We start from the raw sequence: 13,804 nt of genomic DNA, 5'->3' as shown, positions 1-13,804 counted from the left end.
ACCCGGCTCCGTGGCCGGGTGCGGACGGCAACGATTCGACCACGGTCGACGGGAGACAGTGCCGATCATGGGGCGGACACACCTCAGCCGCCAAAGGTATCCGAGACCGTCGTCTCGGGCAGGTATAACCTGGATGCATGAGCTCTTCTGTCGCTGTCATCGGGGTCGGAACCATCGGCCGCTCGTTCGCCTTCCTCTTCGCGCGCAGCGGGTACACGGTGCAGGTCTTCGACCCTCGTGATGACCTCGCCGAGGTGGTCGCCGGCCTCCAGGCCGATGTCACGGCAGCCGCGTCGTCCCAGAATGAGTCGGCCACGCAGATCGGACGCATCGAGGCTGCCGATTCCGTTGCGACGGCCGTCGCCGGGGCGTCATTCGTGCAGGAATCCGGGCCGGAGGATCCGGACGCGAAGCCGGCGCTGTTCGCCCAGATCGCCGAGGCGGCTCCGGCCGATGCCGTGTTCGCGACGTCCTCGTCGACGATCCCGGCCTCGTTCATCGCCGAGCACCTCGACGCGGCTGCCGCGGCGCGGGTGATCGTCGGACACCCGTTCAATCCGCCGCATCTCATGCCGCTCGTCGAGGTGGTGCCGGCACCGGCGACCTCGTCTGCGGCCATCGACGCGGCGGTCTCGTTCTACCGCAGCTGCGGGCGCGAGCCGGTGGTGCTGAAGCAGGAGATCCGCGGATTCGTCGGCAACCGACTGCAGAATGCGCTGATGAAGGAGGCCATTGCGCTCGTGCAGAACGGCGTTGTCACTGCCGAGGGGCTCGACACGGTGATGAAGAATTCGCTGGGTCTGCGGTGGTCGGCCGTCGGCCAGTTCGAAGGCATGCACTTCGGCGGTGGACCGGCCGGCATCCGCGGGTTCATGGACCACATCGGTCCGGCCTTCGCCGCGATCGAGGATCTGCCCGTCGATGTCGACCCATCAGCGATGGGGGAGGTCTTCGAGCAGGTCGAGGAGGCCTACGGGCCGACCCCGACCCCGCAGGCCGCCGAGGTCCGTGATCGGATCCAGCGCGCGGTGCTCGAAGCCCGCGGCCACGACGTCTGAGGCTCAGGCGACCCGAATATAGGTCACTATCGGATACTTCTCGGGCTCAGAAATGTCCGTTTGCGACCCACGTTCGCCGACGGCCTGAGCCTCAGACCGCTGCTTGGTAGAAGTACGTCGTCCGTTCGGCGATGAGTCCCTCGGTGTCGAAGAGGAAGAAGTCGGCGAAGCCCACCGAGGTCTCCGACCCGTCCTTGAGACGACCGCTGAACACGCCTCGGCTGGAAGCGCGATCGCCTTCGACGAGGATCTCCTGGAGCGAGTGCGCACCGGATTCGATGATGCGCTCGCCGTGGTAGAAGTCGGTGATCTGCTGCCCGATCATCGTCGGGTAGCCAGGGCGGTCATAGCTGGCATCGGCGGCGAACAGCGCCGAGGTGGCATCGGCATCTCCGGCGTCGACGGTGGTGTAGTAGCGCTTCACGAGTTCAGTCACACTGGCCATAGGCTCACCGTAGCAGTCGTCACTGCTGTGTGAGTGCCTCTGAGTCGGGTTTCCGGTGCCGTGTGCGCACCTCGGCAACGGACCCGTGGTGCAGTCGGACCACCTGATCCGCGGAGTGGGCCTGTTCCTCGTCATGGGTGGCGAGGACGATCGTCGTCCCTTCGGAACGCACTCCCTCGATCGCTCGCCCGATGAGCGCGACGGCCTGGGAATCGACGCCGGCCAACGGCTCGTCGAGGAGAAGCAGGGGCGCTTCCTGGGCCAATCCTTGAGCGACGAGCGTGCGCTGCCGCTGCCCACCGGAGAGTCCGCCGAGGCGTCGGTCGGCAAGATCGGAGATGCTCAGCCGCTCGAGGCAGTCGTCGACGATCCCCCGATCTCTCCGGCTGAGGCGGCCGAAGAGGCCCGTGGCCCTCCAGCGGCCCATCTCGACCGTCTGCCTGACGGTGATCGGCAGATGGTCCGGAGCACTGCTGTGCTGGGTGACGAAGGCGATCTCGGCAGGGCGGCCCGTGATGGTCCCGGCGCTCGGGCGCAGCAGTCCTGCCAGCGCCATGAGCACTGTGGACTTGCCGGAGCCGTTGTGGCCGACGAGAGCGGTGATCGCTTCTGCCGGAATGTGCAGGTCGATGGCACCGACGGCGAGATGCCCTCCGTAGTGGCAGGTCACGCCCGTGACGTCGACAGCGAGCGGCGAAGTGTTCATTCGATAATGATAACGACTATCATCACAGGAATGGAATTCCTCCTCGAGCCATTCGGCGCCTCCTTCGTCCTCCGCGCGCTCATCGCCGGCGTTCTCGCGGCCGTTCTCTGCGGCTGCATCGGCACGTGGGTGGTGCTGCGCGGACTCGCATTCTTCGGGGATGCGATGTCCCACGGCATGCTCCCGGGGGTGGCGATCGCAGCCCTGCTCGGGGGGCATCTGATGATCGGTGCAGCGGTCAGTGCCCTGGTCATGGCCGCCGGCATCACCTGGGTTGCGCGCGAGTCGAAGTTGTCGCAGGACGTGAGCATCGGACTGCTGTTCGTCGGCATGCTCGCATTCGGCGTCGTCATCGTCTCCCATTCGCAGTCCTTCGCTGTCGACCTCACCGCCTTTCTGTTCGGGGATGTGCTCGGCGTCCGCTGGGTCGATCTCGTGATCCTCGGTGCGGCGACGTGCCTCGGGGTGCTGGCCTGCATTCTGCTGCGACGCCCCTTCCTCGCGCTGGCCTTCGATGAGCGCAAGGCGGCCACTCTGGGTATGCGGCCCGGTTGCGCGCATGCGGCGATGCTCATCCTCACGGCGCTGGCGGTGGTCGCGTCCTTCCAGGTCGTCGGCACACTGCTCGTCTTCGGTCTGCTCATCGGTCCGCCTGCCACGGCCTTCCTTCTGTTCAGGCGGGTGGGGGTGATGATGGTCGCCGCGGCCGTCCTCGGTGCGGTCGCGACCTTTGCGGGGTTGGTGGTCAGTTGGCATTCGGGGACCTCGGCCGGGGCGACGATCGCGCTGATCGCCGTCGGGGCGTTCTTTCTCGTTCTCGTCGCGAAGCGGCTTCGTGGTGCGCTAGTATCTCATTGGTAATGAGAATAAATATCAATAGAAAGTGGCTATGAAGAACCTGCCGACTCCCGCCGCCGCATCGATCGTCGCGGCCGCCGCACTGCTCGTCGGATGTCAGAATGCCTCCCCGCCGACAGACGGATCCGACACCGGCTCCGCGACCCCGCACGGCTATGTCGAAGGAGCCGAGGAGGCGAGCGAACCGCAGCTGCGCCTGAGCGTCAGCGATTCGGAGTCAGGGGCCGTGAGGATCCTCGATCTGCTCAGCGAGGAGACCGTGCTCGAGGTGCCCGCCTCCGCGAACACCTCACTCGCGGGCGCGGATGACCGCTACCTCTACCTCGCCGACCAGGAGGCCGGAACCGTGACGCCCGTCGACACGGGAGTCTGGACCGTCGACCACGGCGACCATAAGCACTACTATCGCGCCGAACCGACAGCGCTCGACGCGGTCACCGGAGCCGATCCCGCCCATATCGTCTCGGCCGGCACGGGGGTCGCCCTCTTCTTCGACGGGGAGGGGCGCGCGAAGCTGCTCGACCGCGGTGGGCTCGGCGATGGGAAGACCGAGCAGCTCGGCACCATCCGGCCAGGTCCCCACCACGGTGTCGCGGTGCCCTTCGAAGACCACCTGATCTCCACCGTTCCCGGCGAATCGTCGGAGGATCTGCCGTCCTCACTCGCCGTCTACGACGAGAAGGGCGCTGCCTCGCCCGTCGATGAGGACTGCGCGGAGATCCACGGCGCCGGGGTCACCAGAGAGGGTCCCGCCTTCGCCTGCGCCGAGGGACTGATGACATTCGACGAGGAGCTCAGCGCAGAGCTCGTGCCCTACCCTGATGAGGCCGACGGTTCCCGAGCGTGGTCGGTGGAGGTCGGCCGCGACCTCGCCGCCGCGCCTCTCGATGACCATGGAATCGGCCTGTTCGATGCGAAGTCCGGTGGCTGGACGTATGCCGACACCGGCGCCGAGGTGGTCGCCGCCTCGGTGGCCGGCGACGACTCCGCGGTGGTCGCCCTCGACGCCGACGGCACCGCATATTCGATCGATCCGGAGTCGGGAGAGGCGGAGAAGAAGAACCTCATCGACGTGCCGAATGCGCCTGCCGAGGGGCATGGTGCCGGTCCCGACGTCGTCGTCGACCGTGAGCGCACGTATGTCAGCGACCCGAGTTCCGGTGCCGTCCTCGAGCTCGACCAAGCTGACGGACTGCGCGAGGCGCGCAGCTTCGACGTCGGCGGAACCCCGGCCGCGCTCGCGGTCACCGGTCGATGAGCGGCCGGAGAGCGAGGCGCGGGAGCGCGTACCGCGGATACCTGCGTGGTCCGCGGGGATCCGGAGCGCACGCTCGGCCGATCGCTGCGACGCTCGTCCTCGGCCTCACTGCCGCGCTCTCGGCCTGCTCGACCGGGCAGGAGACCCCGCGCATCGTCGTGACGACGAACATCCTCGGCGATGTCGTGCGCAATGTCGTCGGTGAATCCGCCGAGGTGACGGTGCTGATGAAACCCAATGCCGATCCCCATTCCTTCGGGATCTCGGCGAAGGAAGCCGGGCAGATGGAGTCGGCGGATCTCATCGTGTCCAACGGCCTCGGGCTCGAGGAGGGACTGAACTCCAACCTCGACAATGCCCGCAGCGAGGGCGTCGAGGTGCTCGAGGTCGGCGAGCACGTCGATCCGCTCGACTACCGCAGCGGGGAGAACTCAGGCCAGGCGGATCCGCACTTCTGGACCGACCCGCAACGCATGCTCACCGCCGTCGATGCCATCGAGGACACCCTGGCAGAACAGGTCGAGAGTGACATCGCCGCGCAGGTCGCCGATTCCGCAGACACGTACCGGGACCAGCTGAGAGACCTCGATGCCGAGATCGCGGACATGACCGCGGCGATTCCGTCAGACCGTCGCAGGCTCGTGACCAACCACCACGTATTCGGCTATTTCGCCGATCGCTTCGACTTCGACGTCATCGGCGCGGTCCTGCCCAGCGGCACGACGCTGGCCTCACCCTCGGCGGCCGACCTCGAGGAGCTCGCCCGAACGATCGAGGAAGCAGGCGTGCCGACGATCTTCGCCGACTCCTCCCAACCGCAGAAGCTCGCCGAGGCGCTCTCCGGAGAGGTCGATACCGACGTCGAGGTGGTGGCTCTGTATTCGGAGTCGCTGACCGGGGCCGACGGTGACGCCGCGACCTACATCGACATGCAGAAAGCCAACGCCGAGGCCATCGCCGCGGGGCTGGCACCCGAAAGTTGAAATCCACAACAGAGAAGAAGAGAGAACAGAGGAAATGAGAACACCAATGATGAGGCCACACCGCACTGTCATCGGCTCCGCATCTGCGGCCCTCGCCGCGACCCTGCTGCTGGCCGGATGCGGCACCGGCGGGGAAGAGACCGACGACCTCAACCGGGCCGGTCACGACGAACACAGCGGTGAAAAAGCCGGGGCAGAGGACGCCGAGGAACTCGATGCGCCGGCCCCGCGCCTGGTGACCACCTATGACGGTGGAATCATGACGCTCGACGCGACGACACTCGAGGTCATCGACGATACGAAGCTCGAAGGCTTCAACAGGGTCAACCCCGTCGGCGACTCACGCCATGTGATGGTCTCAGTGGCCGAAGGATTCCGGCTCTTCGACGCCGGGGTCTGGACCGAGGAACACGGCGACCACACGCACAGCTACGCCGCAGCGCCTGCTCTGACCGACACTGTCTACGAGACCGACACTCCCGGGCACGTCGTCCGACACGGTGGGACGACAGTCCTCTTCGGCGACGGGGACGGCAAGATCCAGACCTTCGACACCGACGCCTTCGCCGAGGGCGCACCGGACCCGCAGGTCATCGAGGCCGAGGAACCGCACCACGGGGTCGCGGTCAGACTCGAGGACGGATCGACCCTGCACACCATCGGCACGGAAGAGGAACGCTCCGGGGCGAAGGTCGTCGACGCCGAAGGAAAGGAGACCGCCCGCAGCGAGGACTGCCCCGGCATCCACGGTGAGGCGGCGGCCCAGAACGAGGCCATCGCTCTCGGCTGTGAGGACGGAATACTGCTGTACAAGGACGGAGAATTCAGCAAAGTCGATGCGAAGGATGACTACGGGCGCATCGGCAACCAGCAGGGCAGCGACGAGTCTCCGGTCGTGCTCGGCGACTACAAGGTCGACGAGGACGCCGAACTCGAACGTCCTGAGCGCATCAGCCTCACCGACACCGAGGCGGGCACGATGAAGCTCGTCGACCTCGGCGCTTCGTACAGCTTCCGCTCGCTGGGTCGCGGTCCCGATGGTGAGGCCCTCGTCCTCGGCACGGATGGGAAGCTGCGGGTCATCGATCCGAAGTCCGGAGACATCGACGAGGAATACCCCGTCATCGACGATTGGAAGGAACCGGTCGACTGGCAGCAGGCCCGGCCGACCCTGTTCGTGCAGGGGGAGAAGGCGTACGTGTCCGATCCGGAGAAGTCGGAGATCCACATCGTCGACCTCGGCACCGGGAAGGTGGAGAAGACCGCCGAACTGCCGCATGCCACCGACGAGGTCACCGGCGTCACCGGGTGAGTCGGCCCGGCGCCCGCTGACAAGATGCTCAACAACTCACCCGGGAGGTGAGATGAGCATTGCCGACGCCGGGAATCGGTCATAGGTTTGATGGTGACCGAGGCACAACCCCGAATCGAAACGAGGACAGCCATGACCACCACCGCGTACCGTGTGACCAACCCGGCGACCGGCGAAGTCGCCGAAGAGTTCGCCACCGCCACCGATTCCGAGATCCTCGCCGCCCTCGATCGTTCGGCGACGACCTTCACCGAGTGGAGCCGGACCACCGTGGCCGAACGGGCGACGATCCTCGCCCGCGTCGCGGAGATCTACTCCGAACGCGCCGAAGAGCTCGCCGAGGTCATCCAGCTCGAAATGGGCAAAGCCGTGCCCGAAGGCAAGGGCGAGGTCGGCCTGTGCAGCCTCATCTACAAGTACTTCGCCGACAACGCCGAGGCGTTCATGGCCGATGAACCCCTGCGCGGACCCAAGGACGCCACCGCCATGATCCGCCGCAAGCCCGTCGGCTCGCTGCTGGGCATCATGCCGTGGAACTTCCCCTACTACCAGGTCGCGCGCTTCGCCGCACCGAACCTGGCACTGGGCAACACGATCCTGCTCAAGCACGCCCCGCAGTGCCCCCGCTCGGCCCAGATCATGGAGGAGATCTTCATCGAGGCCGGCTTGCCCGAGGGTGCGTACATCAACATCTACGCGAGCAACGAGCAGGTCGCCGACCTCATCCTGCCCGATCCGCGCAACCACGGCGTCTCGCTGACCGGCTCCGAACGGGCAGGTGCGGCCGTGGCCGCCGAGGCCGGCAAGAACCTCAAGAAGGTCGTCCTCGAGCTCGGCGGTTCCGACCCCTACATCCTCCTCGACTCCGCCGACGTCAAGGAGTCCGCGAAGACGTTCTTCAACACCCGCATGGGCAACACCGGCCAGGCCTGCAACTCGCCCAAGCGGATGATCGTCATGGACGACCTCTACGACGACTTCGTCTCCTCCATCACCGAGGAGGCCAAGAAGCGCACCCCTGCGACGCCGGGTGAGGAGGGTTCCCGCCTGTCCCCACTGTCCTCGGTGGCCGCGGCCGACCGCTTCATCGAACAGGTCCAGGACACCGTCAGCCAGGGCGCGACCCTGCTGGCGGGCGGCAAGAAGTACGACGGAGGCGGCGCCTACGTCGAACCCGTCGTGCTCACCGGAGTCGAGAAGGGCATGCGCGGGTATTACGAGGAGCTCTTCGGTCCCGCTGTCATCGTCTACAAGGTCGGCAGCGAAGAGGAAGCCGTCGAACTGGCCAATGACACCCCGTTCGGTCTCGGTGCCGCCGTGTTCTCCGGTGACGTCGAACGGGCCGAACGCGTCGGCTCGCAGATCGATTCGGGCATGGTGTTCCTCAACGCTCCCGAGGGAACGCGCGAGTTCCTGCCCTTCGGCGGAGTCAAGCGCTCCGGGGTCGGCCGTGAGCTCGGACCGCTGGCGATGGACGAGTTCGTCAACAAGCAGCTCGTGTACAAGCAGGACTGACACGGCCGCCTCGGCGATGAAGGTCGACCACCTCCTCGTCGGCTGATACCTGTGATGAGCGCCCGCACCCACCTCGGTGTGGGCGTTCGTCATGTCTGTGCCCTGAATTCTCGGCGCTCGCCCACGCGGTGGCCGCATATCTCAGTTCGGACGCAGTCTGACGCGAGCACCTCGGCACGGGTGTGCAGTGTGATAGCGTCCAAGACTGGCCGCACCCGGAGATTCCGTCCGGGTGGATCGCCCCATTCCGATGAAGCAGAAGTCCGTGTATGCGGAGGACGCCGCCGCGTCCGAAGAAGGAGCAGACAGATGACAGCGACAGTGGACAGTTCCACCGGAGAGCAGAAGTCAGGGGGGAAGATCTCACTGCCGCCGGTGAATTGGCGGGTGTTCATCGCCGCGGCGGTCGGCACCCTGGCCATCACCCTGTGGGCCTTCTTCGCCCCGACCAACGCCGAGACCGTCCTCGGCGCCGTGGTCGGCTGGACCTCCGATTGGTTCGGCTGGTTCTACGTCCTCCTCGTCGCGATCGTCCTCGTCTTCGTCATCTACCTCGCGGCCTCCCGCTACGGCTCGACGAAGCTCGGGCCCGAGCACTCGAAGCCCGAATACGGACTCCTCGCGTGGGCGTCGATGCTCTTCGCCGCCGGCATCAGCACCGACCTCATGTTCTTCGCGGTCGCCGAACCCGTCACCCAGTACCTCACCCCGCCGAGCACCGAACCCGAAACGGTCGATGCCGCACGAGAAGCCACAGTGTGGACCCTCTTCCACTACGGACTGAGCGGCTGGGGACTCTACGCCCTCATGGGTATCGCCCTGGCCTACTTCGCCTACCGGATGAACATGCCCCTGGCGATCCGGTCCGCGCTCGCCCCGATCTTCGGCAAGCGGGTACAGGGCACCCTCGGTGACACCGTCGACTTCGCCGCCCTGCTCGGTACGATCTTCGGCGTGGCCACCTCGTTGGGCATCGGCGTGGTCATGGTCAACGTCGGACTCAACCAGGTCTTCGGCCTGCCCGTCGGCACCGCTGCGCAGATCGGGATCGTCGTCGTCGGCGTCGGTGTGGCCACACTCTCCGCGGTCTCCGGTGTCGACAAGGGCATCAAGTTCCTCTCCATCCTCAACGTCTTCCTCGCGATCGCGCTGAGCATCTGGGTGCTCGTGGCAGGCAACACGAAGTTCCTGCTCAACGCCTTCGTCCTCAACGTCGCCGACTTCGTCCGCCTCTTCCCGGACATGGTCGGTCAGACCTTCGCCTTCGAGGACACCGGAACATGGATGACCGACTGGACCCTGTTCTTCTGGGCCTGGTGGATCGCCTGGGCATCGTTCGTCGGCCTCTTCCTCGCACGCATCTCGCGGGGTCGGACCATCCGCCAGTTCGTCATCGGCACGCTGACGATCCCGTTCATCTACATCTTCATGTGGATCTCGATCTACGGGAACTCGGCGCTCGACATCATCCGCAGCGGGAACAAGAAGTTCGGCGAGGACACGATCCTCTTCCCGGAAGGCGGCTTCTACCAGCTGCTCTCTCACTACCCGGCATTCGTCATCGTTGCCGCAGTTGCCACGCTGACCGCACTGCTCTTCTACGTCACCTCGGCAGACTCCGCTGCCTTGGTGATGGCGAATTTGTCCTCGCATCTGCCGAGCCCGCAGCACGACGGACGGGCCGGTCTGCGGATCTTCTGGGCGTTGCTGACCGGTGCCCTGACGATCGCGATGCTCATCGTCGGCGGCATCGGCGCACTGCAGAACGCGACGGTGATCATGGGGCTGCCGTTCGCCTTCGTCGTCATCCTCGTGATGATCGGCCTCTACCGAGCGCTGCGGATCGAAGCCCATCGCGTCGACATCATCGACCAGAGCCTGCCCGCCTCTCTGGCACGCCGCTCCGCCTCCGGCCAAGGGCACGAGTCCTGGCAGCGTCAGCTCGGCCGGGTGCTGTCGTTCCCGAACAAGTCCAAGGCCGAAGGCTTCGTCGAGAAGACTCTTGTCCCCACTCTCGGCGAGGTCGCCGCGGAACTCGAGGACCGAGGAATCTCCGCCCGCTGCGGTCGCGTCGATTCCGAGGGGCAGTTCGTCGACGACGGAGAGCTCATCGAACTCGAAGTCGACGGCGAGGGACAGTTCCCGTTCCGGTACCAGGTGTGGCCGCGGAAGGTCAGCGTCCCGTCCTTCGGCGGCCACGTGCCCCGCGGCACCGAGGACTACTATCGGATGGAGGTCTACCTCGACGGCGGTGTCGGCCAGGGCTACGACATCATGGGCTACACGAAGGACCAGCTCATCAACGACGTGCTCGACAAGTACGAACGCCACGTCGGATTCCTGCAGATGCAGGAGAACATCGCCCACGGTGAGGACTGATGGGCGAAGAACCGGATTCGAGTGAGCCCGGCGGGGTGGTCGTCGGCGACGACGGGCTGGCGCGGACACCGTGGGCCTACGGCGACCCAGCGCTGCTGAGCTACTACGACTGCGAATGGGGCATGCCCATCCACGATGAGGCAGGACTGTTCGAGCGGATGAGCCTCGAAGGGTTCCAGGCGGGACTGTCGTGGCTGACGATCCTGAAGAAACGCGATCGCTTCCGTGAGGTCTTCGCCGGCTTCGATCCTGAGGCCGTCGCCCGGTTCGGAGAACCGGAGATCGAGGCACTGCTGGCAGACGCCGGCATCATCCGGCACCGCGGCAAGATCGAAGCGTGCATCAACAACGCCGCCCGCGTGATCGAACTGCGCGAAGACGGCGGACTCGACGAGTTCCTCTGGTCGTTCCAGCCGGATGAGACTCCGCGTCCGCGCACCCTCGCCGAGATTCCGACCACCGGCCCCGAATCCGTGGCGCTGTCGAAGGCGTTGAAGAAGAGAGGGTTCCGGTTCGTCGGACCCACCACGATGTATGCGCTCATGGAGGCGATCGGCATGGTCGACACGCATCTGCTCGATTCCCACCGCCGAGGTGCTTCCGGGGTGTGGTCGGCATGAACGACATCCACGTCTCCGCCCTCGTCCTCCTCCACCCCGAACGGCCCGAACTGCTCATGGTCCGCAAGGCGGGAACCACATCGTTCATGCTTCCCGGAGGCAAACCCGAGCCAGGGGAGAGCGCCGAGGAGACGGTGATTCGCGAGATCGCCGAGGAACTCGGTCTGCGGCTCGACAGGCAGCGGCTGACATCCCTGGGTCGGTTCTCTGCCGCTGCCGCGAACGAGGCCGACCATCGGGTGATCGGCGATGTGTTCTGCTACGAGGGCCTGCCCGCTGAACTCGATGTCGACGACACGGCGCATCTGGCCGAGATCGCCGAGGTCGGCTGGTTCCCGATCGATCCGCTCCCGGCCGATGACGAGAACCGTCAGTTCGCGCCGCTGACCCGCAACGAGGTGATCCCCGCGCTCCAGGCAGGCTGGACCCTTACAGAGTGATGCAGGCCCGCCTCGGCGAGCTTCGAGTCTCTGGCCTCAGTCGCCTCGGCGTTGGAAGGCGAGTTCGATGACGAACAGATGGAGCGCGTGTGCCAGGGCCATGGCCGCGGTGACGAAGCTGAGGACGATGTCGGCGGCACCGACATCGGTCAATGACGGACGATGCTGCTGGATCTGGCCGCATGAGGCAGGCTCAGTCCTGCTGGCCCCGCGAATAGGCGATGAGGGCTCGGTAGAGGTCGAGCGGAGCGCAGCTGGCGCCCTTCGCCAGGGACTTCATGAGCTTGCGGTAGGTCTGATAGTCCATGGCGGTCGGGTTGTCCGTAGGCACGAGACCGTGGTCGTGCAGTACGGACAGCGACCGGGTGTCCATGATGGAGAACTTCTTCGGATTGACCACGGTCAGCAGCGTGCTGGCCAGTGGAACGCCCACCCCGGGCAGAATCTGCAGCAGGGACATCCGCAGGTGATTGGGTGTGTCGTCGTCGAGCGCGACACCGGTGACGAAGTCGATGTCCGCAGAATCGATGGACTCCAGCCGCGGCAGAACGCCGACGGCCTTCCACTCGGCGACCTTGAGGAAGTGCTTGCGCTTATACGACTCCCGAGTCTGCACCTTCGGTCCGATCGAGGAGAAGAGGTCCGCTTCGACGTCGCTGAGGACGTAGAGGGGTTCGTACTTGAGGACGAACGCCGTATCGATGGCGCCGCTGGGGGCGGTGCGGTTCAGTTTCGCAGAGTTCATGAGCCGATGGTAAACGGACAGTCTGGCCTGCAGATGAACACTGCCTTGCTCGCAGGCGCGGAACCGACGGGTACGCCAGCCGGGTCGGTCGCAATGTCGTAACCTCGGGATATGAGCCCCGAACCACACGATCAACGGACTTACACGCCTGCGCTGCTGGGGCTGGTCTGGACGGGGATGTTCGGTTTCTCCGCCTTCTTCTTCAGCTACTCGACGATGGTCTCCATCGCCGCGGCGGGCGGGCTCTCGGCCGTCACCGGCGGTTCCGTGCTCACGACGATGATGCTCGGAGTCATCGCCGCCCAACCGTTCGCCCCTTGGGCCGGCCGTGCTTTGGGGTTCAAGGGTGCCCTGCTCCTCGCCATCGTCCTGCAGTTCCTCGGTCAGCTCCTCGGGCTCTTCGTCACTCCCGTTCTGCTCGGACTCGTTCTCGCGGGTCTGTCCGGAGGTGTCGGATTCGGACTCTTCGTGGTCCTGGCCAATGCGGCGGTGCCCGGGACCACCATGCCCGGACGCATCGGCAAAGCACTTGGATTCTTCGGCGGAATCACCTCCTTGGCCTCGGCGGTCGGAGCTCCGCTGGGACTGTGGCTGGTCGAGACGATCCCTCTCTGGACCTTCCGTGTCATCGTCTGTGCCTGCCTTCTGCTCGCCGTCCCCACGGTCATCAGATTCGTACCCGGACGGCAGCCTCGGCGACGGAAAGACAAAGACGGCGCAACCGACGGCGAGGTCGACATCCGCTCGGGACGCAACGAGCGACGGACGCTGAGGTGGGCAGGTCGCAGGGCCGGGGAGGCGCTCGGACTCGTCCTCATGCTCTCGCCGTTCCTCGTCGGCATGATCGTCTTCGGGCTCATCATCGGATTCGGGCCCGGTCAGGACGTCGCCGGTGCGGCCCTGTTCATCGCGACCATGCAGGTCTCGGCGGTGATCGGACGGTTCGTGGCCGGGGCCATCGCCGACCGCCTCCCGCCGTTTGCGCTCAATGTCCTCGGTCTCGCACTGGCCGCGATCGGCCTGGTCTGCGCCGTCGTCCTCTACGGCGGATCGCTGTTCGCGGCGATGATCATCATCGGTCTGGGGCTGGGCACCATGCAGTCGGCGAGCCTCGTGATGGCCTTCGCCACGGTCAGCACGCCCAGCCGCGCCAGCGTCGCCTGGAACATGAACTTCGACGTCGGACTCGCCGTCGCCGGCGTGCTCGGCGGACTCGGCTTCACCTATCTCGGGTCGTCGTCGACGTTCTTACTCTGCGCTCTGCTCCTGCTGTTGGCCGGTGCGGTGTCGTGGATCGCGCGGACCCTGCAGGGTCGACGGGGATACGCGAACTGATCTGGGCTCCGTGGATGGCGACGAGGGCCGGCCGGGCATGGGACGAGGGCCTGCCGGCAGGGACGAGGGCCGGCCGGGCAGGGATCGTAGCCGGCAGACCCCCTGGAGGGAAATGTTTGGTCACTCCACCGTGATTTCGTCGCCGAAAAC

General features: G+C 66.0%; 13 protein-coding genes. 10 read left to right on the top strand and 3 right to left on the bottom strand.

Translation table 11 applies throughout. The annotated features are described in order from the left end of the window. Window positions 1-137 precede the first annotated feature (137 nt). Window positions 138-1,058, top strand: a complete 921-nt coding sequence (locus GUY23_RS14835; protein ID WP_166973549.1) for a 3-hydroxyacyl-CoA dehydrogenase NAD-binding domain-containing protein — start codon at window positions 138-140, stop codon at window positions 1,056-1,058. Window positions 1,059-1,149: 91 nt separating this feature from the next. On the opposite strand, the gene GUY23_RS14830 is transcribed toward GUY23_RS14835, so the two are convergent. Together GUY23_RS14830 and aztA are read right to left on the bottom strand one after the other, a co-directional pair. Beyond that, window positions 1,150-1,503 carry a nuclear transport factor 2 family protein gene (locus GUY23_RS14830; protein ID WP_166973547.1) on the bottom strand — a complete coding sequence of 118 codons (354 nt, stop codon included), beginning with the start codon at window positions 1,501-1,503 and terminating at the stop codon, window positions 1,150-1,152. Window positions 1,504-1,522: 19 nt separating this feature from the next. Beyond that, a complete protein-coding gene (gene aztA / locus GUY23_RS14825) occupies window positions 1,523-2,209 on the bottom strand; it encodes a zinc ABC transporter ATP-binding protein AztA (RefSeq protein ID WP_166973545.1) in 687 nt (228 codons plus the stop codon). 30 nt (window positions 2,210-2,239) lie between these two features. Between aztA and aztB the strand changes: the two genes are divergently transcribed. The 8 genes from aztB to GUY23_RS14785 all read left to right on the top strand — a co-directional run bounded on the left by aztB (window position 2,240) and on the right by GUY23_RS14785 (window position 11,574). After that, entirely contained in the window at window positions 2,240-3,070 is an 831-nt protein-coding gene (gene aztB, locus GUY23_RS14820) for a zinc ABC transporter permease AztB (RefSeq protein WP_166973542.1), read from the top strand. A 28-nt stretch (window positions 3,071-3,098) separates the two neighbouring features. Then, window positions 3,099-4,325 carry a YncE family protein gene (locus GUY23_RS14815; protein ID WP_166973540.1) on the top strand — a complete coding sequence of 409 codons (1,227 nt, stop codon included), beginning with the start codon at window positions 3,099-3,101 and terminating at the stop codon, window positions 4,323-4,325. After that, on the top strand, window positions 4,322-5,308 hold the full coding sequence (gene aztC, locus GUY23_RS14810) for a zinc ABC transporter substrate-binding protein AztC (protein ID WP_166973538.1): 987 nt from the start codon (window positions 4,322-4,324) through the stop codon (window positions 5,306-5,308). The genes GUY23_RS14815 and aztC overlap by 4 nt, the downstream gene beginning before the upstream one ends. 46 nt (window positions 5,309-5,354) lie before the next feature. Next, window positions 5,355-6,620 carry a zinc metallochaperone AztD gene (aztD, locus tag GUY23_RS14805; protein WP_228282406.1) on the top strand — a complete coding sequence of 422 codons (1,266 nt, stop codon included), beginning with the start codon at window positions 5,355-5,357 and terminating at the stop codon, window positions 6,618-6,620. Between the two features lie 132 nt (window positions 6,621-6,752). Beyond that, complete coding sequence (locus tag GUY23_RS14800; RefSeq protein ID WP_166973536.1) at window positions 6,753-8,135, top strand: NAD-dependent succinate-semialdehyde dehydrogenase; 1,383 nt, start codon at window positions 6,753-6,755, stop codon at window positions 8,133-8,135. 309 nt (window positions 8,136-8,444) lie between these two features. After that, complete coding sequence (gene betT / locus GUY23_RS14795) at window positions 8,445-10,514, top strand: choline BCCT transporter BetT (RefSeq protein ID WP_166973534.1); 2,070 nt, start codon at window positions 8,445-8,447, stop codon at window positions 10,512-10,514. Continuing rightward, on the top strand, window positions 10,514-11,134 hold the full coding sequence (locus GUY23_RS14790; protein ID WP_166973532.1) for a DNA-3-methyladenine glycosylase I: 621 nt from the start codon (window positions 10,514-10,516) through the stop codon (window positions 11,132-11,134). Before betT ends, GUY23_RS14790 begins: the two co-directional genes overlap by 1 nt. Further along, entirely contained in the window at window positions 11,131-11,574 is a 444-nt protein-coding gene (locus tag GUY23_RS14785; RefSeq protein ID WP_166973530.1) for an NUDIX hydrolase, read from the top strand. Before GUY23_RS14790 ends, GUY23_RS14785 begins: the two co-directional genes overlap by 4 nt. 193 nt (window positions 11,575-11,767) lie before the next feature. Here the strand turns inward: GUY23_RS14785 and GUY23_RS14780 are convergent, their stop codons facing one another. Beyond that, window positions 11,768-12,319, bottom strand: a complete 552-nt coding sequence (locus GUY23_RS14780; protein ID WP_166973528.1) for a hypothetical protein — start codon at window positions 12,317-12,319, stop codon at window positions 11,768-11,770. Window positions 12,320-12,430: 111 nt separating this feature from the next. Between GUY23_RS14780 and GUY23_RS14775 the strand changes: the two genes are divergently transcribed. After that, window positions 12,431-13,654, top strand: a complete 1,224-nt coding sequence (locus GUY23_RS14775; RefSeq protein WP_166973526.1) for an MFS transporter — start codon at window positions 12,431-12,433, stop codon at window positions 13,652-13,654. The last annotated feature ends 150 nt before the right edge of the window (window positions 13,655-13,804 follow it).

The sequence above is a fragment of the Brevibacterium atlanticum genome (genome assembly GCF_011617245.1).
In the GTDB taxonomy this organism is placed as follows: domain Bacteria; phylum Actinomycetota; class Actinomycetes; order Actinomycetales; family Brevibacteriaceae; genus Brevibacterium; species Brevibacterium atlanticum.
The sequence above is the reverse complement of the archived record's forward strand: the minus strand, read 5'-3'. Positions and strand labels throughout refer to the sequence as shown.